The organism is Polaromonas sp., from assembly GCF_010365105.1.
In the GTDB taxonomy this organism is placed as follows: Bacteria; Pseudomonadota; Gammaproteobacteria; order Burkholderiales; family Burkholderiaceae_C; genus Polaromonas.
Genome location: NZ_JAAFGZ010000012.1, coordinates 70064 through 94316 on the forward strand (window position 1 = coordinate 70064; position 24253 = coordinate 94316).

Here is a 24253-nt window from a genome sequence, read left to right on the forward strand (position 1 = left end):
TGGCGCCGACGAATGCGCGCTGCCTGTCAGTGCCCGGCCAGCTGCAGCAGCCTGCCAAGCGCCTGGTCTTCAATGCCCAGCGTGCGCAGTTTGTCATAAGTCAGCTGGGCATAGTCGCGCGTCGTGCCGTAACGGCCGCAGGCACTGGAAAATATCTGCCGGTAGTGGTCTTCGGTCAGCACGCCGGTGTGGTTGGGGCTGCGCCGGGACAGTGTGAAGGCCAGTGCCCTGACATCGCCCTGCGCCGTGCGGCAGCGCAGCCACTTCGGGTCGTAGATGCCGTTGGGCATTTCCCGCGCCCACAGGGCGGGCAGGGCATCGGGCACATGGTTCCTGGGCAGCCGATAGGCCATTCCCTTGCAACTGCCGCCCGACAGCAGGCCGAACACCAGGCCCGGCAGCGCAGGCGTGCCGCGGTTGACGCGGCTCCACATTTTCAGTGCGCGGTGGTAGCCGTGCAAAGTGGCAAAACGCTGTTCGGCCGATTCGAATTCGGGCCGCCAGATCAGCGATGCGTAGCCGAAAACCCACAAGTCGGTCTGGCCGCCCCATTCCCGGATCGCGGCGTCGAGCATGGCGGCGGGATCACGGGCTTTGTAAGCCAATTCGCAAGGGGCGTTTGCTAGAGTGGTCACCGCCTCACTTTACAATATCGCCAGGTTTTTTTAAAAGGAAGTTTTTCATGGTTTCTCAGAGTGACGACAGCCCGCAACGCGTGGCGCTGTTTCTGGTGTTTGGTTTGATTGCCATCGTGGTTGCCTCGGTGCTGGTGTTTGCCGTGAAGCATCGCGGCGTTCCGGCCCAGGCTGTAGTCGCCCCGGCTGCCCAGGTGGCTGATGCGTCGGCCATGCCAGCCGAGCCGTCTGTGACAACGGCCCAGGCGGCTTCCGACGCGGCTAGCGTCAAGGTCGAGCAGGGCATCGTCAAGTTCTACTTTGCTTCGGGCAAGGCCGACCTGGCCGCTGGCGCCAGCGAAGCACTGACTGACGTGGTCAAGGGTGCGCAGGCTGGCCGCAAGGTGGCCATTTCAGGCTTTCACGACGCGACCGGCAATGCCGACCAAAATGCCGAACTGGCCAAGCAGCGCGCATTGGCCGTGCGCGACGCCCTGACGACGGCGGGCGTGCCTGAAAGCCAGATCGAACTCAAAAAGCCCGAGCAGATTGAAGGCAGCACGACAGGGAGCGATGCCGAAGCGCGCCGCGTCGAAATCAGCCTCCAGTAACTTGCACCTTGCCGGCCTTCGCGGCTGGAAAAAAATCCGCAGCGCTTTGCGCCCTGCGGATTTTTTTTGTCTGCGCCTTGTTTGGTAACCGCAAAGTAACCATTCAGGGTAAAAACTACCGCGATATTAGTTACCATAGATGCCGTAATAAAGTTACATCCCCATGTCCGGGATGGCTAGATTGAAAGGTTTCACCATGGCGCTTCATTCCGCCGTTTCAGACATCACCGCCCGCATCCAGGAGCGCAGCCGGCCGACGCGCAGCGCCTACCTGGCGCAAATGCAGGCCGACAGTAGCCGCCCGCCCAGCATGGACCGCATGGGCTGCGCCAACATCGCGCATGCGGTAGCCGGCATGCCGCTGGACGACCGGTTCAAAATCGTGACCGAGCGCCAGCCCAACATCGGCATCGTCACCGCCTACAACGACATGCTGTCGGCACACACACCGCTGCTGGGCTATCCCGCGCTGATCAAGGACGAGGCGCGCAAGCACGGCGCCACGGCGCAGGTCGCCGGCGGCGTGCCGGCCATGTGCGACGGCGTGACGCAGGGCACCAGCGGCATGGAACTGAGCCTGTTCAGCCGCGACGTGATCGCCATGGGAACGGCTGTTGCGCTGTCGCATGACATGTTCGATGCCGCGCTGCTGCTGGGCGTGTGTGACAAGATCGTTCCGGGCCTGTTGATTGGCGCGTTGCAGTTTGGCCATTTGCCGATGGTGTTTGTGCCGGCCGGCCCCATGCCGTCGGGCCTGCCGAACAAGGAAAAAGCCCGCATCCGCGAGCTGGCCGCGCAGGGCCTGGTCGGGCGCGAGGCACTGCTGGAAGGTGAACTCAAGTCCTACCACAGCCCCGGCACCTGCACCTTCTACGGCACGGCCAACAGCAACCAGATGCTGATGGAAGCCATGGGACTGCATGTGCCTGGCACGGCGTTTGTCCAGCCCGGCGACGCGCTGCGCGACGAACTCACGCGTGAGGCGGCGCGCACTGTCCTGGGCATCACCAAGGCCAGGCGCTATGCGCCCATCGGCCAGGTGGTCGATGAACGCGCCATCGTCAATGCCATGGTCGCGCTGCTGGCCACCGGCGGCTCGACCAACCACCTGATCCACTGGGTGGCGGTGGCGCAGTCGGCCGGCATCGTGATCGACTGGAACGACTTTTCGGCGCTGTCCGATGTCGTTCCGCTCCTGACGCATGTTTATCCCAACGGCAGCGCCGATGTGAACGACTTCCAGGCTGCAGGCGGGCCGGGGCTGTTGATTCGCGAACTGCTGGACGCCGGCCTGATGCATGAAGATGTGCTGACGGTGCGCGCGGGTGGCATCCGTGAATATGCCCGCATCCCGGTGATGGACGGCGCAGCGCTGGCCTGGCAAGACGTGGGCGACTCGAAAGACGAGTCCATCGTGCGGTCCGCAGGCCAGCCGTTCAGCCACACCGGCGGGCTCAAGCTGCTGACCGGCAACCTCGGCCGCAGCGTCATCAAGGTGTCCGCCGTTCCCGACGACCGGCATGTAATTGAAGCGCCGGCCCGGGTGTTTGATTCGCAAGAAGCCTTGCTGGCGGCCTTCAATGCCGGTGAACTGGAGCGCGTATGCCTGTCCCATGCCGCCAACGGCGTGGTCTGCGTGGTGCGCTGGCAAGGCCCGCAGGCCAACGGCATGCCCGAGCTGCACAAGCTCACGCCGCCGCTGGCCGTGCTGCAGGGCAAGGGATTCAGGGTGGCGCTGGTGACCGATGGCCGCATGAGCGGTGCGTCGGGCAAGGTGCCGGCGGCCATTCATGTGTCGCCGGAAGCCTCTGCTGGCGGGCCGCTGGCCAAGGTGCTTGACGGCGACGTGATTCGCGTCGATGCGCTCACCGGCGAGCTGCGGGTGCTGGTGAATGAGGCTGAATGGGCGTCGCGGCCCGTCAGCGTGATGCCAGACGACCTGCGCCAGCACAACGGCGTCGGCATGGGCCGGGGTTTGTTCGCTGGCATGCGCGCCCGTGCATTGACCGCAGAAGAAGGAGCCATGTCATGGATGTAACGATGAACATCAGCCAAAAACTCAGCGCCCTGCAGGTGATGCAGGATGCGCCCGTGATTCCGGTCATCGTGCTGAACGATGTCGGTCAGGCCGTGCTGCTGGCCCGCGCACTGGTGGCCGGCGGCATCCGCATGCTCGAAGTCACCCTGCGCACGCCGCAGGCGCTGGCCTGCATCGAGGCGATTGCCCGCGATGTGCCTGAAGCGGTGGTTGGCGCGGGCACGGTGCGCAGCGCCGCCGACGCCCAGGCTTGCGCCATGGCCGGCGCGCGCTTTGTGGTGAGTCCGGGCTACACCCATGCGGTAGGCCAGGCCTGCCGCGATGCCGGATTGCCGCTACTGCCCGGCGTGGCCACCGGCAGCGAAATCATGATGGCGCAATCCGACGGCTTGACCGAGCTGAAGTTCTTCCCGGCGCTGCAGGCAGGCGGAACGGCCATGCTCAAGGCCTGGAGCGGGCCGTTTGGCGATGTGAAGTTTTGCCCCACAGGCGGCGTGTCGATGGCCAATGCTGCCGAGTTTCTGGCGTTGCCCAATGTGGCCTGCGTCGGCGGCTCGTGGCTCACGCCGGCCGAGGCGTTGGCGAGCGGTGACTGGGAACGCGTGACCGAGCTGGCGCGTCAGGCGTGCCTTTTGACACGCCGGGCGGCCTGAAGAAAAACTTGCGTTCTGGCCAGCGCAGCTTGGCCGCTGGTCTTGATGCCCCATCATTCCTGTGTGGCCACGAGAGGCTGACTTACGATCAAATCGCCGATGCCGATTGGCGGCGCATGAGCGCATGAATATTGCTGTTTTTATTAAAAAGCATATTTGCGCATATGGAACGGGCGCTAGTAGCTATCAAAAAAATAGCCGTCAGCGCCCGTGTAAGTTCCGTTGATGCGAAGTTTGCCGGCTTGGGCCTACTTCTCCCCGCCCGATGCCCTGGACACGTAATACGCCAGCGCGTCGATTTGGGCTTCAGTCAGGCTTGCCTTGTACGACGGCATGGCGCCCAGGCCATCGTGCAGTGCCTTGTTCACCCGCGCAGCGTTGGGCTTGAGTTCGTCGAACACCGGCCCGACGGCGCCCTCGCTGCCGGCATCTTTCAGCGTGTGGCACAGGGCGCAGGCTGGAACGGCACCGGCGGTGAACAGCTTTTTCCCCATGGCCATCTTGTCGGCGTCTTCAGCGGCGCTGGCAGGCAGGCCGACCAGTGCGGCTGCCAGCAGCAGGCCTTGCGACAGCAACAGGCGCGCGGGCCGCGCCGGAAATGTTGAAAGCAGGGCAGAGGGCTTCATGGAATCGCCTCGCCTGAAAAGTTTGAAAAACAGGGGCATTTTGAAAAGCATCACGCCACGTTCACCTTCACGGCATGGTCGAGCCAGCTGGCGTTGTTGTAGCCGCTGACGTTTTCGCCGCGTGTCTCGGGCTGCACGTTGCCGGCCATGTCGGTGGCGCGGCTGGTGACGACGTAGTTGCCGCGTGCAAAGTGCGCGGGCAGCACGAACTGGCGCCAGGCGTATTTGCCCAGGTCGGGGCCGACCAGGCGCGCCTGCTCCCAGGTCTTGCCGCCGTCAATCGACACTTCCACGCCCTTGACGGCATGCATGCCGCCAAAAGCCACACCGTTGATCTGCATCCAGCCTTCGCGTTGGGTGCCGTCGTCGGGGCTGGGCGAATTGACCCAGGACTTGACCGACATTTCCTGCACCGACGGCTGGCTCGGATCGGGCTTGGCGCCGGGGGGTGTGAGGCGATAGCCGTGCGCCATGATCCGGGCATCGCTTTCCTGGGCAGTGAAGGCCAGTTGCTTGACGTACTTGATGCTGTTCACGCCGGTAAAACCCGGAACGATCAGGCGCAACGGGCCGCCATGGGCCAGCGGAATCGGCTCGCCGTTCATCTCCCAGGCCAGCAGCGCGTCCTGCATGGCGGCAGCGGGCACCGAGCGCTCGACGATGATGCTTTTCGGGTCCAATCCGGCAGGCAGCTTCTCGCCACCCGTGCTGGTCATGTAGTTCATGCCCGGGCTGACGCCGCCCAGCGCCTGGACCACCGCGCGTACGGGCACACCGCTCCAGACCACGCAGCCGGCCGCGCCCACTTTCCAGCCGGTACCGCTGGGCTTGGAGGGGAAAAAGCCCCGTCCGTTGCCCGAGCATTGCAGCACCATGGCCACGGTCTCCAGGCCCATGGTCTTGAGGTCGCCGACGGTGAGTGTGCGCGGACGCTGCACGCCGCCGAGTGTCAGCACCCAGGCGTCGCGGTCGGCGACGATGGAGGCGTCAGGCGTGGGCAGGTTGTTGCGCAGGTAGAGTTGATCGGACGGCGTGATGACACTGGTGCCGAAGGCGCTGCGCCTGGTTTCGATGGTGGTGCCGCTGTGAACGATGACGCTGTCAAGGTTTTTCCAGTCAAGGCCGGCAGGCAGCGGCTTGGCGGCAGCGGGAGCGGCCGCCTGCGCCATGGCGCCATGGCTCCACGAGGCGAGGCCGGCAGCTGCCAGCGCGGTGGCGCTGCGGGTCAGCAGGCGGCGGCGGGGCAAAGAGTTGGGGGTATCCATCATGCGTATCTCCGTAGGTTATTGAAAAGCATCGAAAAGAAAACAGGTTACTGAAAAACTGAAGGGTCTGCCGGACCGCGCACGTTGGCACCCTGATTCGCCGGCTTGCCGAAATGGTGGTTGGCCGCAGCAAGCGCCTTTTTTTTCTGCGCCACCAGCACCAGCGGCCGGCCCTGGGGCGAGTCGATAACCTGCCAGTACATGTCGTTCCACCAGCCGTTGCCAGCCTTGAGCGCCACCGGCTGGTCAAATGCAAACACCGTGACCATGCCGCCTTTTTCAATGAAGGTGGTCAGGTGGTAGGCCAGGCGGCCGTCGATGTCGCAGGGCCGCATCAACTGCGGATAGCCCGGAACCGGCTGCTGCTGGCTCAAGCCCAGGTGCGCCAGCAACTGGCTGCTTTGCATGAAGCTGCCGCGCAGCGTGCGTTCGTAATATTCGTGCTCGATGGCGCCGCGCACCAGCGCAGGCGGGCGCATGGCGAACACCGCACCGGTGCCAGTCGCCGCCAGCAGCGTCGCGACCAGGCCACGCTGAAAGGCGCGCCGCGACAGCAGTGGCGTGTGCCTGAAGAGATGCGCCGGGGGCTGGCCAGGGTCAAACGCCAGCGCCATCTCGGCGCGAACGCGCAGGTCAAAGGCGCTGTCGGGTGGAAGCTCAAAGTCCGTCATTCAAACCTTTCTGAACAGGCGCACGCTGGAAGCCGGTGCGGCGGCTGTGAGCGGCGCAGTCGTGCGGGCATGCCCATCAAGCACTGCCCTCAGCGCCTCACGGGCGCGCGACAGGCGTGACAGCACGGTGCCCGGCGCAATGTCCAGCGCCTCGGCCATTTGCGCCGTCGGCATGTCATCAAAGTAAAACAGCACCAGCACCTCGCGGTGAATCGGGGCGATGCGGCCCAGAGCCTGCACCACGTCAAGCTGGTTGTCCAGGCGCTCTGCGCTGGCGTGCGGCTCGGCGGCATCGAACTCGCCATAGTCTTCATCCAGTCGCTGCGGGCCCGGCACCACATGGCGCAGCACATGCCGGCGCATGATGCGAAACAGCCAGGCGCGCGCCAGTTCGGGCTGGCGCAGCTGGCTTCGGTATTGCCAGGCGCTGGTAAAGCAGTCCTGCACCACGTCCTCGGCAATGGCACGCGAGCCCGTCAGGCCCCAGGCGCTGCGCAGCAAAAAGCGGTAGTGCTCGCGCACCCATTGGTTGTACCGGGACTCGGCCGTCTGGATCATGTGTACAAGAGCGCAGCGAAGGACGCTTTATTCCCTTGATTTCAATTCGTTTGATCGGGGTTTACCCGTGGGCGTGTCGGGACCGGCGGGCTGCAAAGCCTGTGCTTGCGCCATGAAGGCTTGCAGCGCGGCCGTTGGCTGCTTGTCGCGGTGTACCACCAGGTAGCACTGCCGAAGCATGCGCGGCAGCGTGGTGCGGACCTGGCTCAGCCGCCCGGCGGCCATCAGATCGCGCACCACCGACTGCGACAGGCAGGCCGCGCCCAGGCCTTCGGCGGCGGCATGCTTGATGGCCTCGGAGCTGCCCAGCTCGATGCTGCGACGGTAAGAGTGCAGGTGGGGCAGCAGCAGCTGGTCGGTGACCTCGCGCGTGCCCGAGCCGGCCTCGCGCAGCAGCCACAGGGTATCGCGCAGCGCCTTGAGCGGCACGCGGGCGTTTTCGCCTCTGCCGGCACCCTGAACGCGCCCGACGAGTTCGCTGCCCGGACTGGCCACAATCACCAGTTCGTCCTGCAGCCAGGGCGTGACCGCCAGCGACGCCTGGTTGCTCGGCCCTTCGATCAGGCCAATGTCCAGCTCGAAGGCGGCCACCGCATCGCAGATGGCCTCGGTGTTGCCAATGCTGATGCGCGAGCGCCAGGCGGTGGCGCTGTCGGCCTGGCTGGCTGCCAGGAACTGCCCGAGCAGGGCCGGCAGGACATAGTTGCCAAGGGTGGTGCTGGCGCCTATGCGCAGCGACTGCGTTTGTGCGCTGGCATCGCGCGCCATGTGCTCGATGTCGGCCGCGCCGTCAAGCAGCGCCAGCGCGCGCGGCAGCAGGGCGCGGCCGTTGTCATTGAGCAGCAAACGCTTGCCGGCGCGGTCGAACAGCCGCAGCGACAGCAGGCGCTCCAGCTCGTTGACCGCCGAGCTGGTGGCCGACTGCGACAGCGCAATATCGGCGCTGGCCGCCGTGGTGCTGCCGCTGCGCGCCACCGCGGCAAAAATCTGCAACTGGCGCAGGGTAAGTCGCAAGACATCCATTTCAAAACCTTTTGACTATTTTTGATAGCGATTGAATAGGTGAATCTTACTGAAACTAGCCGTTGGACGGGTTGCCTGAATTTTCCTAAAGTTGGATTGAACCTTATTTGATTCCCGCTTTTGAGAGGAAAACGCCATGAGCACCCCCGGCAACCACCTGTCCAGCCTGGCCAGCCCAGCCCGCCACCATGTCCCATCAACCCCCGCACCATCATGGTTGCGGCGCATGCTGCCCGGCCTGGCGCTCAGTGCGGCGCTGGCGGCTGCTGCCGTGTCGCTGGGCCGCATCGGCTGGCTGCAGGACCATGGCCTGAGCGCCCTGACGCTGGCCATCGTGCTCGGCATGCTGGTGGGCAACACGGTTTACCCGCGTTTTGCCACCGTCAGCGGGCCGGGAGTCAATTTTTCCAAGCAGACCCTGTTGCGCCTGGGCGTGGTGCTGTATGGCCTGCGCCTGACAGTGCAGGACGTTGGCCAGGTCGGGCTGGCCGGCGTGGCGATTGATGCGCTGGTGCTGGGCTCGACCTTTGCGCTGGCCTGCTGGGTCGGCACGCGCTGGCTGGGCATGGACCGCAAGACCGTCATGCTGATTGGCGCAGGCAGCTCGATTTGTGGCGCGGCGGCGGTGATGGCGGCCGAGCCGGTGGTCAAGGGCCGCGCCGAGCAGGTCACGGTGGCCGTGGCCACGGTGGTGATGTTTGGCACGCTGTCGATCTTTTTGTACCCCATGCTGTTCGAACTGAACCAGCACTTCCATTTCATTGGCGGCGGCACGCAGGGCTTTGGCATCTACGTCGGCTCGACCATCCACGAGGTGGCGCAGGTGGTGGCCGCCGCACGTTCGATTGGCACCGAGGCAGCCGACACGGCAGTGATTGCCAAGATGGTGCGGGTGATGATGCTGGCGCCGTTCCTGATCATGCTGTCGGCCTGGCTGGCGCGCGACGAGGCGCGTTCGTCCGCCAGGCCAGGCGATGCCGGCGCCGCCCCGCACACGTCAGCCAAGCAGCCAAAGACCAGGCTGGCCATTCCCGGTTTTGCCATTGGTTTTGTCGCCGTCGTGCTGTTCAACTCGCTGCACCTGCTGCCCGCCAAAGTGCTGCCCGTGATGACCGATATCGACACCGCGCTGCTGGCCATGGCGATGGCCGCGCTGGGTTTGTCCACCCACCTGTCGGCGATTCGCAAGGCCGGCTTCAAGCCGATGCTGCTGGCGCTGATCCTGTTTGCCTGGCTGGTGATTGGCGGTGCGCTCATCAACCACTGGGTACCGGCGCTGCTTGCCAGTTGAGTGGTTGAATTCGCCAAGGGGCTGAATCAAGCATGAAAAAGGCTGTTTGCGCAGGTGGTTCGGTCGCTGACAGCTATTTAAAAAATAGCAACGGTATTGACCGTTGCCTCAGCGCCCGAACAATTCAGCGCAGGCCGCCGCCGCTGGCGCCCTCGACGCGCTGGATCAGTTCAATCTTGTAGCCGTCCGGGTCTGTGACAAAGGCAATCACCGTGCTGCCGCCCTTGACCGGGCCGGCTTCACGCGTGACGTTGCCCCCGGCGGCCTTGATTTTTTCGCAGGCGGCATGGGCGTCGGGAACGCCCAGCGCAATGTGGCCGTAAGCCGTGCCCATTTCGTAGACTTCGGTACCCCAGTTGTAGGTCAGCTCGATTTCGGCCTGCGCCGGATTGCCCTCGTAACCGACGAAGGCCAGACTGTATTGATAGTCCGGATTTTCCGACTGGCGCAGCAACTGCATGCCCAGAACCTGGGTGTAAAAATCAATCGAGCGCTGAAGGTTGCCAACGCGGAGCATGGTGTGGAGTAGTCGCATCAACGGATTATGGCGTTGGCGCGAGAAGTTTGCAGGCTGTGCTGGCGCACCGGATGCTGCTTTAGCGCCCGCGATTCAGCACCTTGGCCACCGGATGGTGGCGCAGCCTGAACGCGTCGGGCATGCCCGAGCCGAGCAGCGGGCGCAGGTACATCCTGAACGCATCGGTCACGTCGGTGCCGCTGGCGCTGATAAATTCATCCTCCATCACCCGCGTCTTGCCGGCCACTGCTTCAAGAGGCAGCAGCTCGTAATCGACCGAATAAAAGCCGGTGCGTTTGATGGCGACCGAGCCGTCCTGCGCGCCCCACATGGCGAACTGCACGGCTTTTTCGCCAACCTCGCGCGCTTCGCGCTGGTCCACGTCGGACACGCAGCCGATGAAGGAGCGCTGCAAATAACCAAAGGTGTCGCCGCGCACCCGCTTGATGCCGAGCTTGGCCTTGATCTCCTCGCACAGCAGGTCGGCCAGCGCGCCGTTGCCCGACAGCTGCACGTTGCCATGGTCGTCATGCTCGAGGTCTTTCGCCAGCAAGCTGGCAATCGGCGCGCCCGACGCATCGTGGATGCCTTCGGAAACGGCAATCACGCATCGCCCGAAGCGTGCATAGGTTTCCTTCACGTCGGCCAGGAAATTCTCCAGCACGAAAGTGCGCTCGGGCAGGTAGATCAGGTGCGGGCCGTCGTCGGGAAACTTCTTGCCCAGTGCGGACGCAGCGGTCAGGAATCCGGCGTGGCGGCCCATCACCACGCCCACGTAGACGCCGGGCAGGGCGGCGTTGTCGAGATTCGCGCCGGCAAAGGCCTGTGCCACGAAGCGTGCGGCCGACGGAAAGCCCGGCGTGTGGTCGTTGCCCACCAGGTCGTTGTCGATGGTCTTGGGGATGTGAATTGAGCGCAGCGGGTAGCCGGCCTTTTGCGCCTCCAGGCTGACGATGCGCACCGTGTCCGACGAGTCGTTGCCGCCGATGTAGAAAAAATGCTCGATCTGGTGCGCCTGCAGCACCTTGAAGATTTCCTGGCAGTAGTGCATGTCGGGCTTGTCGCGCGTCGAGCCCAGCGCCGACGACGGCGTGCCGGCGACCAGTTCCAGGTTGTGGCTGGTTTCCTGCGTCAGATCGACGAAATCTTCATTGACGATGCCGCGCACGCCGTGGCGCGCGCCGTAGATACGCTGCACTTCGCCAAAGCGTCGCGCCTCCAGTGCCACGCCGACCAGCGACTGGTTGATCACCGCCGTCGGGCCGCCGCCCTGGGCGACGAGTATTTTTCCGGATGCCATGGATTGTTCCTTTGGAAGGGTCGCCAGCGAATGCTGTCAGGCGACGAATGCGGGCGGGTTGAGATGTCGAAGTGCCCGGTGTCATCGTACACATCATGGCGGACCGGGGGATGACGCGAAACGATGGATCTATGAAAAACATAGCTGCCCGCGCTCGGCCAACCTGCGCAAACGCCTTGTTTGATGACAAATCCAGCCGAAAGCCGCTGGCAACCCAGCGCCGACAGGCGCCGCACGGCCATCGCGCGAAGGGCAGGGTGAACGCCCCGGCCGGTGGCCGCTATGCTTGCAGCCTATGTACGCGCACCATTTCGGCTTGAGCCAGGACCCGTTTTCCATCGCGCCCGACCCGCGTTACCTGTTCATGAGCGAGCGCCACCGCGAGGCGCTGGCGCATCTGCTCTATGGCGTGGCCGGACCACAAGGCGCCGGCAGCGGCACGGGTGGCGGCTTTGTGCTGCTCACGGGCGACATCGGCACCGGCAAGACCACGATTTGCCGCTGCTTCATGGAGCAGATTCCTGCGGGCTGTCATGTCGCCTACATCTTCAACCCGAAACTCACCGTGACCGAGCTGCTGCAGTCGGTCTGCGAGGAATTCCACATCACGGCGGCGTCAGCGGCGGCTTCAAGCCCGCCCACGGTCAAGGACTACATCGACGCGCTGAATGCCTTTTTGCTGCAGGCGCACGCCGCCGGGCAAAGCAGCGTGCTGATCATTGACGAGGCGCAGAACCTCAGCGCCGATGTGCTGGAGCAGCTGCGCCTGCTGACCAACCTGGAAACCAGCGAGCGCAAGCTGCTGCAGATCGTGCTGATCGGCCAGCCCGAACTGCGAACGCTGCTGGCCCGCCCCGAGATGGAGCAACTGGCGCAGCGCGTGATTGCCCGCTTTCACCTCGACGCGCTGACCGGGGCCGAGAGCGCGCAGTACATCGCGCATCGCCTGGCGGTGGCCGGGTTCACCGGCCCGCTGCCGTTTGACCGTCCCGCGCTCCAGCGCATCCACCGCCTGGCGGGCGGCGTGCCGCGCCGCATCAACCTGCTGTGCGGGCGCGCGCTGCTGGGGGCCTGGGCCAACGGCATGTTTCGCGTGAACCGGCAGGTGATCGACAAGGCAGCGGCCGAGGTGTTCGGGCTGGATGCCGGGCATGCACCGGGCGCCGGAACGCGGCCAGCCGCCTATGCGCTGGGCGGCCTGGCCTTGCTGGCCGGCGCCGCACTGGCGGTTTTTTTGCTGTTCAAACCAGCGCAAAAGGTGTCAGCACCGTCCCGGCCGCTGGCGTCAGGCGCGGCGGCCCCCCAGGCTGGATCTTCATCGCCTGCACCGGAAAAGCCGCCCGCCCTGCGGCCTGCCGAAGAGATCGACGCCTTGGTGGCGCAACTCCCGGCCGACATCAACGTGGCCTGGCGCGCGCTGGCGCCCGCCTGGAAACTGCCCGCCACCGACGCCGACCCTTGCCTGGCCGCCAGCGCGCAGCAGTTGCAGTGCTACCGCACCGACGGCATGACCGTGCCGCTGTTGCGCCAGCTCGGCCGCCCCGGCATCCTGACGCTGCATGCGGGCAATGGCCCGCCAGTGCATGCCGTCCTCGTCGGGCTGGACGACCAGACCGCCACGCTGCAGGATGCCACCGGCCTGCACACGGTCAGGCTGGTGTCGCTGGGCCGGCTGTGGCGCGGCGAGTTCGCCACCTACTGGCGCCCGCCGCCGGGCTACACCGCCGGGCTGCAGGGCGACAGCGCTGCCCCGGTGATCCGCCAGCTGGCCAGTCAACTGGCCGTGCTGGAAGGCACACCCGCGCCGCTCGCTTCTGCCGCCCCGCCGCTGCTGGACGCGGCCCTCAGGGCGCGCGTGCGCGCCTTCCAGCGCGCCCAGGGGCTGGACGCCGACGGGCAGCCCGGCCCGCTGACCTTCATGCAGATCGACAGCGCCACGAATGCGGACGCGCCGCGCCTGCAAACCCAACCGCCATCGCTCCGGTAAACCTATGTCCTACATCCTCGATGCCCTCAAGCGGGCCGAAGCCGAGCGCGAGCGCGGCGCCGTGCCCGGCCTGCATGCCCGCCAGACGATCACTCCGTCGCCCCAGACGGCTGGCCGCGCGCAACGTCGCGTCTGGTTGACCGCTGGTGCCTCCCTGGCGCTGGCCGGCATGGCGGCGGCTGGCTGGTGGATGTGGCGAACGCCTGACGCGGCTGTGCGCCTGGCTGCGGTGGAACCCGTTGTGGCAAGGCCACCGGTGATCGTGCCATTGGCGCAGCCAGCGCCCGCGCCGACACTGAGGCCTGCGCCGACACCGACGCCTCCGGCCGTCACCGCATCGCCATCCGCACCGCAGCCCGCCCCTTCGGCGCCACGCGCAGCCGTTTCGTCGCCGCTGCCCGCCGTTGCCCCCGCTGCTACACGACCCGCGCCAAGGCCGGTGCTTGCAGAGCGCGCCATCGCAGTGCCGCCGCCGCCCAGGCCCAAACCCGACCCCAACCCCGTCGCCAAGCCAGCAGCAAGCCCGGCAGCGGCGCCCGCCGTGCAACTGTTCGGCGATCTGTCCGAAGACCTGCGTCGCCAGATACCGCCATTGGTCATCACCGGCTCGGTTTATTCGGCCAACCCGGACAAGCGGCTGCTGCTGGTGAACAACCAGGTGCTTGCGCAGGGCAGCTTGGCCGCCCCTGAGGTGACGCTGGTGGAAATCCAGGCGAAAAGTTCGGTGTTCAGTTTTCGCGGCACACGGTTTCGCGTGGCGCACTGATTTTTTCCCGCCTGCCTGCACTGAGCGGCCGCTGCCAGGCCTCTTGGCGCGCATCAAGGGCTCAGACTAAAACCGCTTGTCATTCCCGCCTTCGCGGGAATGACGGATTTCATGCCTGTCTGAAGCACGCCTCTGATCAGGAAAAAAGGCCACTACCGCTTGCACGGTATGCGCAGGCAGCTATGAATCCAGTAGCAAAAAGCCTCGGTCGCCCTGAATGCTTTTTGCGCCGTGAAGCAAGGGCAGCGTGCTTTCGCCTTCTTCCTTTACTGCCGCGCCGCCAAGTCAAACACCAGGCAGGTGGTCGTGGCATGGGCATACAGCTTGCCGTCCGGCCCGACGATGCGGCCATCGGCCGTGGCCAGCTGCTTGCCGCAGTGGATCACCGTGCCGATGGCACGCAGCGGCCCGGTGTCGTGTGAGGCCGCCCGAACGATGTTGATGCTCAACTCGGCCGTAGTGTAGCCTCGGCCCGCCGGCATCAGGGTGTGCACCGCGCAGCCGACCGCCGAATCGAGCAGCGTGGCATACCAGCCGCCATGCACTGTGCCCAGGGGGTTGTAGTGCTTGAGCTGCGGCGTGCCCTGAAAGGTCGCCTTGCCGGGCTCGACCGCGATCAGCGCGAATTCCAGCGTTTCGGCGATGTGCGCGTAGGGCAGTTCGCCGGCCAGCATGGCCTGCATGATCTGCATGCCGGTCTTTCCCGCCATCCCTTCGCGGCTGGCCAGGCCGGGCTTTCCGCCGCCCGCCAGCAGCCTGACGCGCACCGCCGCGCTTTCTTCCATCCACTCGCTCAATGTGTCCCGCTTGCCGGTCATGCTATCTCTCCAATTTAATTTGCATATGCAATAGTTGCAGCTACAATTAAATTATGCATGATAAGCCAGACCCTGTTCAAGACCTGCCTGACGCCGATCTGAGGGCCGCATTAAAAACCCTGGGTTGCACCCATTTCAAGCTGCGCCAGCTGATGCGCCAGGTGGCCCAGCATTACGATGTGGAAATGGCGGGCGCCGGACTCAAGACCACGCAGTATTCGCTGCTCAGCCATGTGCTCAAGCTCGGCCCGCTGCGGCCGGGGGAACTGGCGCGGAACATGAAGATGAGCGCGTCCACCTTGAGCCGCAACCTCAAGCCGCTGGTCGATGCCGGCTGGCTTGAACTGGCCGCCGGCAGCGATGCGCGCAGCCGCACCGTCAGCATCACGCCGGCCGGCCGTGCCAAGCGCGAAGAAGCGCTGGGCTACTGGAAGGTCGCCCAGGAAAGCCTGAACCAGCGTCTGGGCGCCGGCCGTGTGCTGGCGCTGCACGGCCTGATCAACGAATCCCTCGAACTGCTGGTGCCTGTTGACACCGGCAACGGAACCGGAGCGGATGAAGGATGAATCCGCAAGCCTGGTGCAACCCCTGCTCCCCGGACCATCGCCGTCTGGCTTGCGAAGCAGTTCAGGCGCCGCAAGGATTCAAGGCGTGTTCTTCAGGAAGCGGCTGCGGTCATCGGCTTCGACATACCGCGCACGGCCGGCTCTTACATGGCGAACAATACGTGGCGCGGGTGCTTCGGGCTCCTCGTCTTCCGGCTGTTCATCGTCCCGGTACTGGTCGCGAAGGGCCAGGGCGCCAGCGGCCAGTCCGATGGCGAGCGCGGCATGGACTGCCAGCAGCGCGCCGGTTGACAGGCGGTGTTCATAGCCGGGCGTAAAGCGCTGCGGCGTGAACTTGAAATCGATCAAGCCGGCGGTGGCGCTGGTGGCCGCCGCACCCAAGACGATGCCGGGTGTGGTGCGCAAAGCCGGCCGGTCGCTGGCTAGGGCTGCATACAGCGTGGCCCAGAACGTGGCTGCGGCATGGTGCGTCAGGTAGCCTGCCGCAGTGTGGGCCAGGTCGGCTTTGTTCTGGCGCAAGGCTTCATCGCCCCAGTACCAGTGGCTGACGGCATTCAGCGGAGCCGCCGCGCTGCCAGATTCGCGGCGGCCGGCAATTGCCAGCACCGCTGTGGAAATGACGCTGGCAAGACTGCCTGCAAGAAGGCCCTGGCTGATGACCAGTTTCCATTTTTTCACCGTCAGTCTCCTGCTAAAACGCCTACTTTGCCTCAGGCCCGGCCCTGCGACTGTAGGCCCCGGCCGAACGACAAGATAAGCCGTCGTCCTGCAATCAGCCGGGCGGAAAAGCGATTGGTTCCGGATCAGTGACGTGATGGCCGCGGGTTCTGGGCGTCCTGCACCGCCCTTGGTTGCATGGTCTGACCCAGGTGACGGGGCGATTTTTTAATGGCTTGCGTCGCAGTGGTCCAGGGAACTGCCGCAGACCACGTACGGGGCGTTTCGAGTCTCTGCCTCGTGTTCCCGAAAAATGACAGCCCATCCTGTGCACAATCAGCGTCCCCGGCGGACGCCGGCGAGCCGTTGTACATCGCCCTGGAGAAATCCCCTTGAGTCCCCTGCTGAACTGGAAAGAAATCGACCTGGTCGTGTTCGACGTGGACGGAACGCTGTACGACCAGCGGCGCCTGCGCCTGGCCATGCTGCGCCGCCTGCTGGCCGCCACCTGGCAGACCCGCAGCCTGGACACGCTGCGGACCTTGCGCACCTTTCGCCAGGTGCGTGAAGCGCTCGGCGACCGGCCGGAAGCAGATTTCATGCGCCTGCAATATGCCCGGACTGCCGCGCAGCACCACAAGACCGAAGGCGAGGTGCGCACCTTGACCCACGAATGGATGGAGCGCCAGCCACTGCCGTTCCTGGCCGGTTGCCGCTACCCGCACGTGGATGCGCTGTTTGCCGGCTTGCGCAGCGCAGGCAAGCAGATTGCCGTGTTTTCCGACTACCCGGCCACCGACAAGCTGGCGGCGCTGGGCCTGCAGGCCGCGCCGGTCGTGTGCACCACCGACGCCGAGGTGGCCCGGCTCAAGCCGGACCCGGCCGGCCTGCTGGCCATCCTTCGCCGCACCGGGGTGGATGCGCCGCGCGCGCTGATGATTGGCGACCGCATCGACCGTGACGGCGTGGCCGCCAGCCGGGCGGGCATGCGCGTGCTGATTCGCGCCAGCAAGCCGCATCCGGACTACGCCACCTTCCGCGCTTATGACGACCCGGTATTCCAGCCCATGCTGGTCGGGTTCGCAGCCCGGGTCGCCGGATGACGCCCTGGCACGCGAAGGCGCTCAAGGCTCCACGGTGTAGTTCAGCGTCATGCGGCCGCCATCGACCACGACGATCTCGCCAGTGATGTAGCTGGCGGCGTCGCTGGCCAGGTAGGCCACCGTGTCGGCAATCTCTGACGGTTCGCCCAGGCGCCGCATCGGCGTGCGGCTCATGATGCGCGCCTTGGCCGCTTCGCTGGTCAGCACCGCCTTCGCCGCCAACTCGGTGGCAATGGTGCCCGGCGCCACGGCATTCACACGAATGCCTTTGTCAGCCAGCGACAGCGCCATCACCCGCGTCAACTGGTTGATGCCGCCCTTGCTGACGTTGTAGCCGGCAATCGTCGGAATGGCCAGCACGCCATTGACCGAACTCATGTTGACGATGCTGCCCCGGCCGGCCTGGGCCATCTCGCGCGCCACCGCCTGGCCCATCAGGAAAGCGCCCTTCAGGTTGACGCGCAGCACGGCATCGAAATCGGCTTCGGTCATGTCGAGGAAATCGGCGGCCCTGAAAATCCCGGCATTGTTCACCAGCACGTCGATGCGGCCGTGCGCGGCCATGGTTTGCGCCACCAGCGCATCGACCTGCGCCTTGTCGCCGACATCGCAATGCACAAACACGCCGCCCAGTTCCGCCGCCAGCGCCGCACCGCGCGTGTCGTCAATGTCGGCAATGACGACCTGCGCGCCCTCGCGGGCAAAGCGGCGGATGCAGGCCTCGCCAATGCCTTGCGCGCCGCCGGTGACGATGCAGACGCGATTCGCCAGGCCGAAGGAAATTATGGATGGTTTATTGATCATGCGCTTGTCCTGTCTGCGTTGATTGCTATGAATTTGTGGGATGACTGAACGGATGCACCGTCATTTTCATGCACCCGCTATGACATCGTGCTGCAGGACCCGTGCCCTTGAGCTGCGGTGCAGATCGTGTGTGAGCGTCTGCGACAATGTTTCGGGTTGTATCCATGATTGGCGCAATTCCCGCCAGCGTCCCCTTCAAAAGCGAACCCATGAAAGCCATTCAGGCCAATCTGCTCAGGTTTTTGTACGCGTCACCGCAATTCGTGATTCCAATCTACCAGCGCAACTATTCATGGACACTGGCGCAATGCCAGCAACTTTGGAACGATCTTTTGCGCGCCGGCCGCAACAGCGCGCTGAATGCACACTTCATTGGCTCCATTGTGTATGTCGAAAATGGCTTGTTGAACGTCACAAGGCCTGAGCCGCTTCTGGTGATTGACGGTCAGCAGCGCCTGACGACCTGCACCTTGCTGATCGCCGCGCTGGCAAGTCATTTTGAAAAAAATGGACTGGTTGAGCTGCTCGACAGCTTTTCCGCCAAAAAACTGCGCAACTACTATCTTTTAAACCCCAACGAGGACGGCGAGCGCCATTTCAAGCTGCTGTTGTCTGAAACCGACAAGGACACCTTGCTTGCTTTGCTGCAGTCCAGGTCCCTGCCTGATTCAAGCAGCACGCGCATTGTTGAAAACCATGCGATGTTTCAGACGCTGATCGAGCAGCACAAGGACGAGCTGCCAGCCATCTGCCAGGGGCTTGCCAAGCTGGTCATCGTCGATGTGTCGCTGGACCGGTCGCAGGACAACCCGCAACTGATTTTCGAGAGCATGAACTCCACCGGGCTGGAACTGAGCCAGGCCGACCTGATCCGCAACTTCATCCTGATGGGGCTGGAGCCTGCGCTGCAAACCGAGTTGTACAAGACCCACTGGCGGCCGATGGAAAAGGGCTTTGGCCAGGATGCCTATGCCACGCATTTCGACGCTTTCATGCGCGACTACCTGATCGCCAAAACCGGTGAAATTCCCAATGTGCGCGAAGTCTATGTGGCGTTCAAGCGCTACGCGCACAGCCTGACGGGCGACATCCGCGCCTTGGTCGCTGACGTTCATGCCTATGCCACCTATTACTGGGCGATAGCGCTTGACGCCGAGAAAGAGCCGGCGCTCAGGCAGGCGTTTCATGACCTGCGCGAGTTGAAGGTCGATGTGGCCTATCCCTTTTTGCTGGACGCCTACCGCGACTACCGGCACCAGCACCTTTCGGTCGATGAACTGCGCCAGATCGTGCGGCTGGTCGAGAGCTATGTGTTTCGCCGGGCGATTTGCGCCATCCCGACCAATTCGATGAACAAGACCTTTGCCAGCCTGTCGCGCTCGCTCAAGAAAGACCGCTATCTGGAAAGCGTGCAGGCCGCTTTCCTGCTGCTGCCTTCGTACCGCAGTTTTCCGCGCGACGAAGAGTTCCAGCGCAAGCTCAAGGAGCGTGACCTGTACAAGTTTCGCAGCCGCAGCTACTGGCTTCGCCGGCTGGAAAACCACGGCCGCAAAGAGCGCGTGGTGGTCGAGGACTACACGATTGAGCACATCCTGCCGCAAAACGTCAACCTGTCGCCCCAGTGGCAGGCCGCGCTGGGGCCTGAATGGCAACGCATCCAGCAAATCTGGCTGCATACGCTGGGCAACCTGACCCTGACCGGCTACAACAGCGAGTACAGCGACCAGCCTTTCATCAGCAAGCAGCATGCCGTTCGCACTTCCGACGGCAGCGCCATCGGCTTTGCGAGCAGCCCGCTGCGGTTGAACCGGCTGCCGTTTGAAATGGAGGGAAAAATGCATTCAATGGGTGATGTGCCGGTATGGAATGAGTCTGCCATTCAGGCCCGTGCCGAGTGCTTGGCCCGGGAAGCAGCGCGTGTCTGGCCGGTGCCCCAACTGGCCGACGATGTGCTCCAGGCCTACAGGCCCCAAGCGGCAAAAACCGGCCTGTCCTACAGCCTGGACGACCATTCGCAATTCGCTTCTGTGCCCTTGCGCGAGCTGTTCCATGCACTGCAGCAGGCGGTGCTGGCGCTGGACCCGTGCGTCAACGAAGAAGTGCTCAAGCTCTACATTGCCTACAAGGCTGAAACCAATTTCGTCGATGTGGTTCCGCAAGCCAGGCGGCTTCGCTTGTCGCTGAACATGCCTTTTCATGAAATCGACGATCCTAAAGGCCTGTGCCGGGATGTCACCCATCTCGGCCGCTGGGGCAACGGTTGCGTTGAGGTGAGTTTGACCACCCAGGAAGAACTCCCTTACGTGATGGGGCTGATTCGGCAATCCTTTGAGCGCCAGATGGACGACATGGCATCGGCCGGGTAAGGCGTGGCCGCATCATGCAAATGCCGGAGTATTGATTCAATGAAACCCACCGAACCCAGCCCGCAGCGTTTTGCCAACCCCTGGGTACGCTACCTGGCTGCGACACGTCCTGCGTTCCTCAGTGTCACGCTGGCAGGTGCCCTGATCGGACTGGGCAGCGCCAGCGCCGACGGCCTGGTGATTGACGTAGGCAAGGCCCTGCTGACCGTGTTGTTCGCGCTGGTGGCCCACGCCGGAGCCAATGTCATCAACGACTACCACGATGCCCTGAGCGGCGCGGATGCGGGTAATCAAGAACGCCTGTTTCCCTTTACCGGCGGCAGCCGGTTCATCCAGAACGGCGTGCTGAGCCTGCGCGAAACCCGGTTTTTCGGTTATGGCCTGCTGGCCGCAGTGATTCCGGCAGGTCTGTGGCTGACGGCGCATTCAGCCGGCGGGCTGATCTGGATCGGCCTGGCCGGCCTGTTGATCGCCTGGGCCTATTCGGCGCCTCCTTTGCAACTGATGGCGCGCGGGGTGGGCGAAGGCGCGATTGCGGGCGGCTGGCTGATGGTGGTGCTGGGAACTGATTTTGTCCAGCGTGGAGAATTTGCCGCACGCCCCCTGGTGGCCGGCCTGCCTTTCGCGCTGCTGGTGGCCGCCATTCTTTATCTGAACCAGTTTCCTGACGCGCCGGGCGATGCCCGCGCCGGCAAGCGCACGCTCGTCGTGCGCCTGGGAACGCAAAAAGCCCGCTGGGGCTATCTGGTTCTGACGGCTGCGGCTTACCTCTGGCTGGCAGTTGCTGTCATGGCGGGCGCCTTGCCGCCCTGGTCCGCTTTGGGACTGCTGCCGGCTGTGCTGTCGTTCATGGCCTTGCGGCGACTGTTTGCCGATGCAGACAAGCCGGCCCGGCTCGGGCCTGCCATCAAGGCCACCATTCTTTCCGCGAATCTTCATGGCTTGTTGATCTCCGTCACGCTGGTGTTGGGCGCCAGGCCTTGAAACGCCACCGCCGTTGCAGTTTTTTCGTTCAGATTGCCATGTAGCGGCCGGGCCGGTGGTTGATGGTGAGCGTCATGTTCAACACCACCGCGCCCAGCACCGACAGCGCGACCCGTTCGCCGTCGGCCACCATCAGCGCGCCCAGCACGATCAGCGCGTCCATGGCCATCTGCACCTTGCCGGCGCGCCAGCCCAGGCGCTCCTGGAGGTAGAGCACCAGCACGTTCAGTCCGCCCAAACTGGCCCGGTGGCGAAACAGCATCAGCATGCCGGTGCCGCACAGCAGCCCGCCGAGCACCGCTGCCAGGGGGCGCGACAAGAAGTCAAAGTGCAGGCCCTGCGGCAGGAAATGAACGAACAGCGACAGCAGGCCGACGGCCGCGAAGGTCTTGGCGGTGAAGGCCTGGCCCATGCGTTTCCAGGCAAACACGTAAAAAGGCAGGTTGATGACGAAAAACGCCAGGCTGAAGCTTACGCCGGTGGCGTAGTGGATCAAAAAGGCAATGCCCGCCGTGCCGCCCGTGAGCAGCCCGGCGGTGCCGAACATCACCACGCCCAGCGCCACGAACAGCGTGCCGATGACCAGCGCCTGGATGTCCTCGTACCAGCGGTGGCGCGTGACGGGCAGCGTGTCCGCGTTGATCGCCGTGTCGGCGGCGGCGCTCATCGGGCAGGCCGGTTCATGGTCATGCGGCCTGCGCCGCCGGTTCGAGTGTTTCACTGTCCGAGCAGCTGGCGCCTCCGCAGCCGTGGATGAGGCTGGCAGGCAGCGCCTGGGGCAGGGCGACCGTGCCGGTCAGCGGATCGAAGCCGACGCTGCGCAGGTGCAGCGCCAGCGCCGCGTCCATGCTCTGGGCATGCTGCGGAAACCAGATGGCGAGTTCGCGCGCCATCTGGCGGACAGCGCCCAGGTCGCCCGCCTCGGCCAGGACGATGCCTTCACGCATCACCTGCAGCACCACCTTGTGCTGCACGCTGTGGCAGTTGGTCGAGGAAAAGCGCGTGTCCTGCATCCACTGGTCTTCGCGGCCGAAGTGCTCATCGGTGTGGTCCACCAGCGTGCGCCAGCGGGGCAGCAGCGTGTCATCGCCGGCGGTGTCAACAACAGCCAGCAGATCGACGAATTCACGGTGCGTGTCGTCCATGGCGGGCAGCTCAAGCACCAGCGCGTCGGACCATTGAAGTGATGGCATGGAAGGAAAGCTCCTGTTTTTTTCAAAGCCGCGAGCTTAATGAATCGCGCACCGTCAGGGGCTGATCCAGGTCATGAAGCGGCCATGTCGCCATGCTCGCGCTGGCGCCGAGCGTCATGATGCTCTTTTTTTGATAGCTGTTAGTGCTTTCTGGCACTGCGCAAAAGGCATATTTCTTATAAATTTCTTCCTGAAAACGAAAATCGCCCGGCAACCACAGAGGGTTGCCGGGCGATGCGTGCCGGGCGGCGCCTGACTCCTTTGAATCAGCCCGCCGCCAAAGCCTGTTTAGCGGCCGGTGAACGAACCGGGACCGCCTGTACGGCGAGGTCCGCCGCTGCGGCCACCTGCGCCACCCGCACCGCCGCCGCCGCTGCGCGGACCGCCACGGAAGTTGTTGCGGCTGGGCTGGCCCGACGACGGGAAGCCGGACGAGGCGTGGCTGGCCGGTTGCTGGCTGTCAAAGTCATTGCGCGGCTCATGGTCACGCTGGCGCGGTGCCGGGGCATGGGCGCTTCGTGGCTGGTTGAAAGACGGCTGACCACCTTGCGAGTAGCCTGCGTTCTGGCGCGGCTGGGCCGGTCCACGGCGGTCGGCATTGCCGCCACCGTTGCCACCAAAGCCGCCGCCATTGCCGCCACGGCCAGCGCCTGCGCTGTTGCCGGCAGGGGCGCGGGGACCGCGTCCGGCTGGACCGGCATTGCCGCCACGCGCAGGCTGGGCGCCCTTGGTGTCGCGGATGCGGGTCATCATTTCGGATCTTGCAGCCTTGGCGGCGGCCTGCATCACGTCGCGGCTTGGTGGCTTGCCCAGGCCACCCCAGATGGTCTGGCGGCCCATGGCCAGCGGCTCGGCGCGTTCGCCGGGCTCGGCTTCAAAGCCGGGAACCAGGACTTTTTCAATGTTCTGCTTGGTGAAACGCTCGATGTCCTGCATGAAGCCTTCTTCGTCCAGGCACACCAGGCTCACGGCCTCGCCACTGTTACCAGCGCGGCCGGTGCGGCCGATGCGGTGCACATAGTCTTCGCTGACGTTGGGGATTTCATAGTTCACGACGTGTGGCAACTCGTCGATGTCGATGCCACGGGCAGCGATGTCGGTGGCCACGAGGGCGCGGATGCTGCCGCTCTTGAAATCCTGCAGCGCCTGGGTACGGGCGGTCTGGCTCTTGTTGCCATGCAGCGCCATCGCGGGGATGCCGCTTTTGGTCAGGTGTTCGGCCACATTGTTGGCACCGAACTTGGTGCGCGTGAACACCAGCACCTGGCTCCAGTTGTGCTCGTTGATGATGTGCGTGAGCAGCGCTTTTTTCTTGCCGCGGCCGACCGGATGGATGGTCTGTGTGATGCGCTGCACCGTGGTGTTGCGCGGCGTCACCTGGATGTGCAGCGGATCGCGCAGCAGGCCGTTGGCCAGGTCGCGGATCTCGTCGCTGAAGGTGGCGGAAAACAGCAGGGTCTGCTTCTGCTTGGGCACCAGGGCCAGCACCTTCTTGATGTCGTGGATGAAGCCCATGTCCAGCATGCGGTCGGCTTCGTCGAGCACCAGGATCTGCACCTGGCTCAGGTCCAGCGTGCCTTGGCTGGCGTGGTCCAGCAGGCGGCCGGGGGTGGCCACCAGGATGTCGACGCCGCGGCGCAGTTTTTCAATCTGCGCGCCCATGCCGACACCGCCGAACATCACCATGGAGGAGAGTTCGAGGTATTTGCCGTAGAGGCGAACGCTTTCCTCGACCTGGGCGGCGAGTTCGCGCGTCGGGGTCATGATCAAGGCGCGCACGGCGTTGACGCCGCGCTTGTTTTTCAGGGAAGGCTCGGAGGACAGGCGCTGCAGCATGGGCAG

24 protein-coding genes are annotated in these 24253 nt (G+C 64.6%); 10 read left to right on the plus strand and 14 right to left on the minus strand.

Annotated elements, in window-relative coordinates; all coding sequences use genetic code 11:
• Positions 1-26: 26 nt before the first annotated feature.
• Positions 27-575, minus strand: a complete 549-nt coding sequence (locus tag GZ092_RS10385; protein ID WP_293636346.1) for a gamma-glutamylcyclotransferase — start codon at positions 573-575, stop codon at positions 27-29.
• A gap of 107 nt (positions 576-682) precedes the next feature.
• Here GZ092_RS10385 and GZ092_RS10390 point away from each other — a divergent pair, with 107 nt between their 5' ends.
• The 3 genes from GZ092_RS10390 (at position 683) to eda (ending at position 3916) form a co-directional block, all read left to right on the plus strand.
• The gene (locus tag GZ092_RS10390; protein ID WP_293636322.1) at positions 683-1225 is read left to right on the plus strand and encodes an OmpA family protein; all 543 of its coding nucleotides are present in this window, start codon (positions 683-685) and stop codon (positions 1223-1225) included.
• A gap of 196 nt (positions 1226-1421) precedes the next feature.
• Positions 1422-3263, plus strand: coding sequence for a phosphogluconate dehydratase (gene edd, locus GZ092_RS10395; protein WP_293636323.1), 1842 nt, complete (start codon positions 1422-1424; stop codon positions 3261-3263).
• Complete coding sequence (eda, locus tag GZ092_RS10400) at positions 3254-3916, plus strand: bifunctional 4-hydroxy-2-oxoglutarate aldolase/2-dehydro-3-deoxy-phosphogluconate aldolase (protein WP_293636324.1); 663 nt, start codon at positions 3254-3256, stop codon at positions 3914-3916. The genes edd and eda overlap by 10 nt, the downstream gene beginning before the upstream one ends.
• 248 nt (positions 3917-4164) lie before the next feature.
• Here the strand turns inward: eda and GZ092_RS10405 are convergent, their stop codons facing one another.
• The 5 genes from GZ092_RS10405 to GZ092_RS10425 are packed head-to-tail and all read right to left on the minus strand — an operon-like array spanning position 4165 to position 8059.
• Positions 4165-4542 (minus strand): cytochrome c, encoded by a 378-nt coding sequence (locus tag GZ092_RS10405; protein WP_293636325.1) that lies wholly within the window; start codon positions 4540-4542, stop codon positions 4165-4167.
• A 50-nt stretch (positions 4543-4592) separates the two neighbouring features.
• The gene (locus GZ092_RS10410; protein ID WP_293636347.1) at positions 4593-5807 is read right to left on the minus strand and encodes a sulfite oxidase; all 1215 of its coding nucleotides are present in this window, start codon (positions 5805-5807) and stop codon (positions 4593-4595) included.
• A 47-nt stretch (positions 5808-5854) separates the two neighbouring features.
• The gene (locus GZ092_RS10415; RefSeq protein ID WP_293636326.1) at positions 5855-6478 is read right to left on the minus strand and encodes a hypothetical protein; all 624 of its coding nucleotides are present in this window, start codon (positions 6476-6478) and stop codon (positions 5855-5857) included.
• Positions 6479-7036 carry an RNA polymerase sigma factor gene (locus GZ092_RS10420; RefSeq protein WP_293636327.1) on the minus strand — a complete coding sequence of 186 codons (558 nt, stop codon included), beginning with the start codon at positions 7034-7036 and terminating at the stop codon, positions 6479-6481. It lies immediately after the preceding gene.
• Positions 7037-7063: 27 nt separating this feature from the next.
• Positions 7064-8059, minus strand: a complete 996-nt coding sequence (locus GZ092_RS10425; RefSeq protein WP_293636328.1) for a LysR family transcriptional regulator — start codon at positions 8057-8059, stop codon at positions 7064-7066.
• Between the two features lie 226 nt (positions 8060-8285).
• Between GZ092_RS10425 and GZ092_RS10430 the strand changes: the two genes are divergently transcribed.
• A complete protein-coding gene (locus tag GZ092_RS10430; RefSeq protein ID WP_293636348.1) occupies positions 8286-9350 on the plus strand; it encodes a YeiH family protein in 1065 nt (354 codons plus the stop codon).
• A 124-nt stretch (positions 9351-9474) separates the two neighbouring features.
• Here GZ092_RS10430 and gloA read toward each other — a convergent pair whose 3' ends face one another.
• Both gloA and GZ092_RS10440 read right to left on the minus strand, forming a co-directional pair.
• Complete coding sequence (gloA, locus tag GZ092_RS10435; protein ID WP_293636329.1) at positions 9475-9885, minus strand: lactoylglutathione lyase; 411 nt, start codon at positions 9883-9885, stop codon at positions 9475-9477.
• Positions 9886-9946: 61 nt separating this feature from the next.
• Positions 9947-11167, minus strand: coding sequence for a 6-phosphofructokinase (locus tag GZ092_RS10440; protein WP_293636330.1), 1221 nt, complete (start codon positions 11165-11167; stop codon positions 9947-9949).
• A gap of 295 nt (positions 11168-11462) precedes the next feature.
• On the opposite strand from GZ092_RS10440, the gene GZ092_RS10445 reads away from it, so the two are divergent.
• The gene (locus GZ092_RS10445; protein WP_293636331.1) at positions 11463-13154 is read left to right on the plus strand and encodes an AAA family ATPase; all 1692 of its coding nucleotides are present in this window, start codon (positions 11463-11465) and stop codon (positions 13152-13154) included.
• A gap of 4 nt (positions 13155-13158) precedes the next feature.
• Entirely contained in the window at positions 13159-13920 is a 762-nt protein-coding gene (locus tag GZ092_RS10450; protein ID WP_293636332.1) for a general secretion pathway protein GspB, read from the plus strand.
• A 266-nt stretch (positions 13921-14186) separates the two neighbouring features.
• On the opposite strand, the gene GZ092_RS10455 is transcribed toward GZ092_RS10450, so the two are convergent.
• On the minus strand, positions 14187-14738 hold the full coding sequence (locus GZ092_RS10455) for a PaaI family thioesterase (RefSeq protein ID WP_293636333.1): 552 nt from the start codon (positions 14736-14738) through the stop codon (positions 14187-14189).
• Between the two features lie 152 nt (positions 14739-14890).
• On the opposite strand from GZ092_RS10455, the gene GZ092_RS10460 reads away from it, so the two are divergent.
• Positions 14891-15304 carry a MarR family winged helix-turn-helix transcriptional regulator gene (locus GZ092_RS10460; protein WP_293636349.1) on the plus strand — a complete coding sequence of 138 codons (414 nt, stop codon included), beginning with the start codon at positions 14891-14893 and terminating at the stop codon, positions 15302-15304.
• Positions 15305-15382: 78 nt separating this feature from the next.
• On the opposite strand, the gene GZ092_RS10465 is transcribed toward GZ092_RS10460, so the two are convergent.
• Positions 15383-15982 carry a hypothetical protein gene (locus GZ092_RS10465; protein WP_293636334.1) on the minus strand — a complete coding sequence of 200 codons (600 nt, stop codon included), beginning with the start codon at positions 15980-15982 and terminating at the stop codon, positions 15383-15385.
• A gap of 371 nt (positions 15983-16353) precedes the next feature.
• Between GZ092_RS10465 and GZ092_RS10470 the strand changes: the two genes are divergently transcribed.
• Positions 16354-17064: an HAD family hydrolase gene (locus tag GZ092_RS10470; RefSeq protein ID WP_293636335.1), complete on the plus strand. Its 711-nt coding sequence runs from the start codon at positions 16354-16356 to the stop codon at positions 17062-17064.
• Between the two features lie 21 nt (positions 17065-17085).
• Here the strand turns inward: GZ092_RS10470 and GZ092_RS10475 are convergent, their stop codons facing one another.
• Positions 17086-17868 (minus strand): SDR family oxidoreductase, encoded by a 783-nt coding sequence (locus GZ092_RS10475; RefSeq protein WP_293636336.1) that lies wholly within the window; start codon positions 17866-17868, stop codon positions 17086-17088.
• Positions 17869-18077: 209 nt separating this feature from the next.
• Here GZ092_RS10475 and GZ092_RS10480 point away from each other — a divergent pair, with 209 nt between their 5' ends.
• Positions 18078-20234, plus strand: coding sequence for a DUF262 domain-containing protein (locus tag GZ092_RS10480; RefSeq protein WP_293636337.1), 2157 nt, complete (start codon positions 18078-18080; stop codon positions 20232-20234).
• A 39-nt stretch (positions 20235-20273) separates the two neighbouring features.
• Positions 20274-21218 (plus strand): prenyltransferase, encoded by a 945-nt coding sequence (locus GZ092_RS10485; RefSeq protein ID WP_293636338.1) that lies wholly within the window; start codon positions 20274-20276, stop codon positions 21216-21218.
• 28 nt (positions 21219-21246) lie between these two features.
• Here the strand turns inward: GZ092_RS10485 and GZ092_RS10490 are convergent, their stop codons facing one another.
• The 3 genes from GZ092_RS10490 to GZ092_RS10500 all read right to left on the minus strand — a co-directional run.
• A complete protein-coding gene (locus GZ092_RS10490; RefSeq protein WP_293636339.1) occupies positions 21247-21885 on the minus strand; it encodes a YitT family protein in 639 nt (212 codons plus the stop codon).
• Between the two features lie 19 nt (positions 21886-21904).
• Positions 21905-22411, minus strand: coding sequence for a hemerythrin domain-containing protein (locus GZ092_RS10495; RefSeq protein ID WP_293636340.1), 507 nt, complete (start codon positions 22409-22411; stop codon positions 21905-21907).
• 288 nt (positions 22412-22699) lie between these two features.
• A partial coding sequence (locus GZ092_RS10500; protein WP_293636341.1) for a DEAD/DEAH box helicase occupies positions 22700-24253 on the minus strand: 1554 nt, incomplete at its 5' end.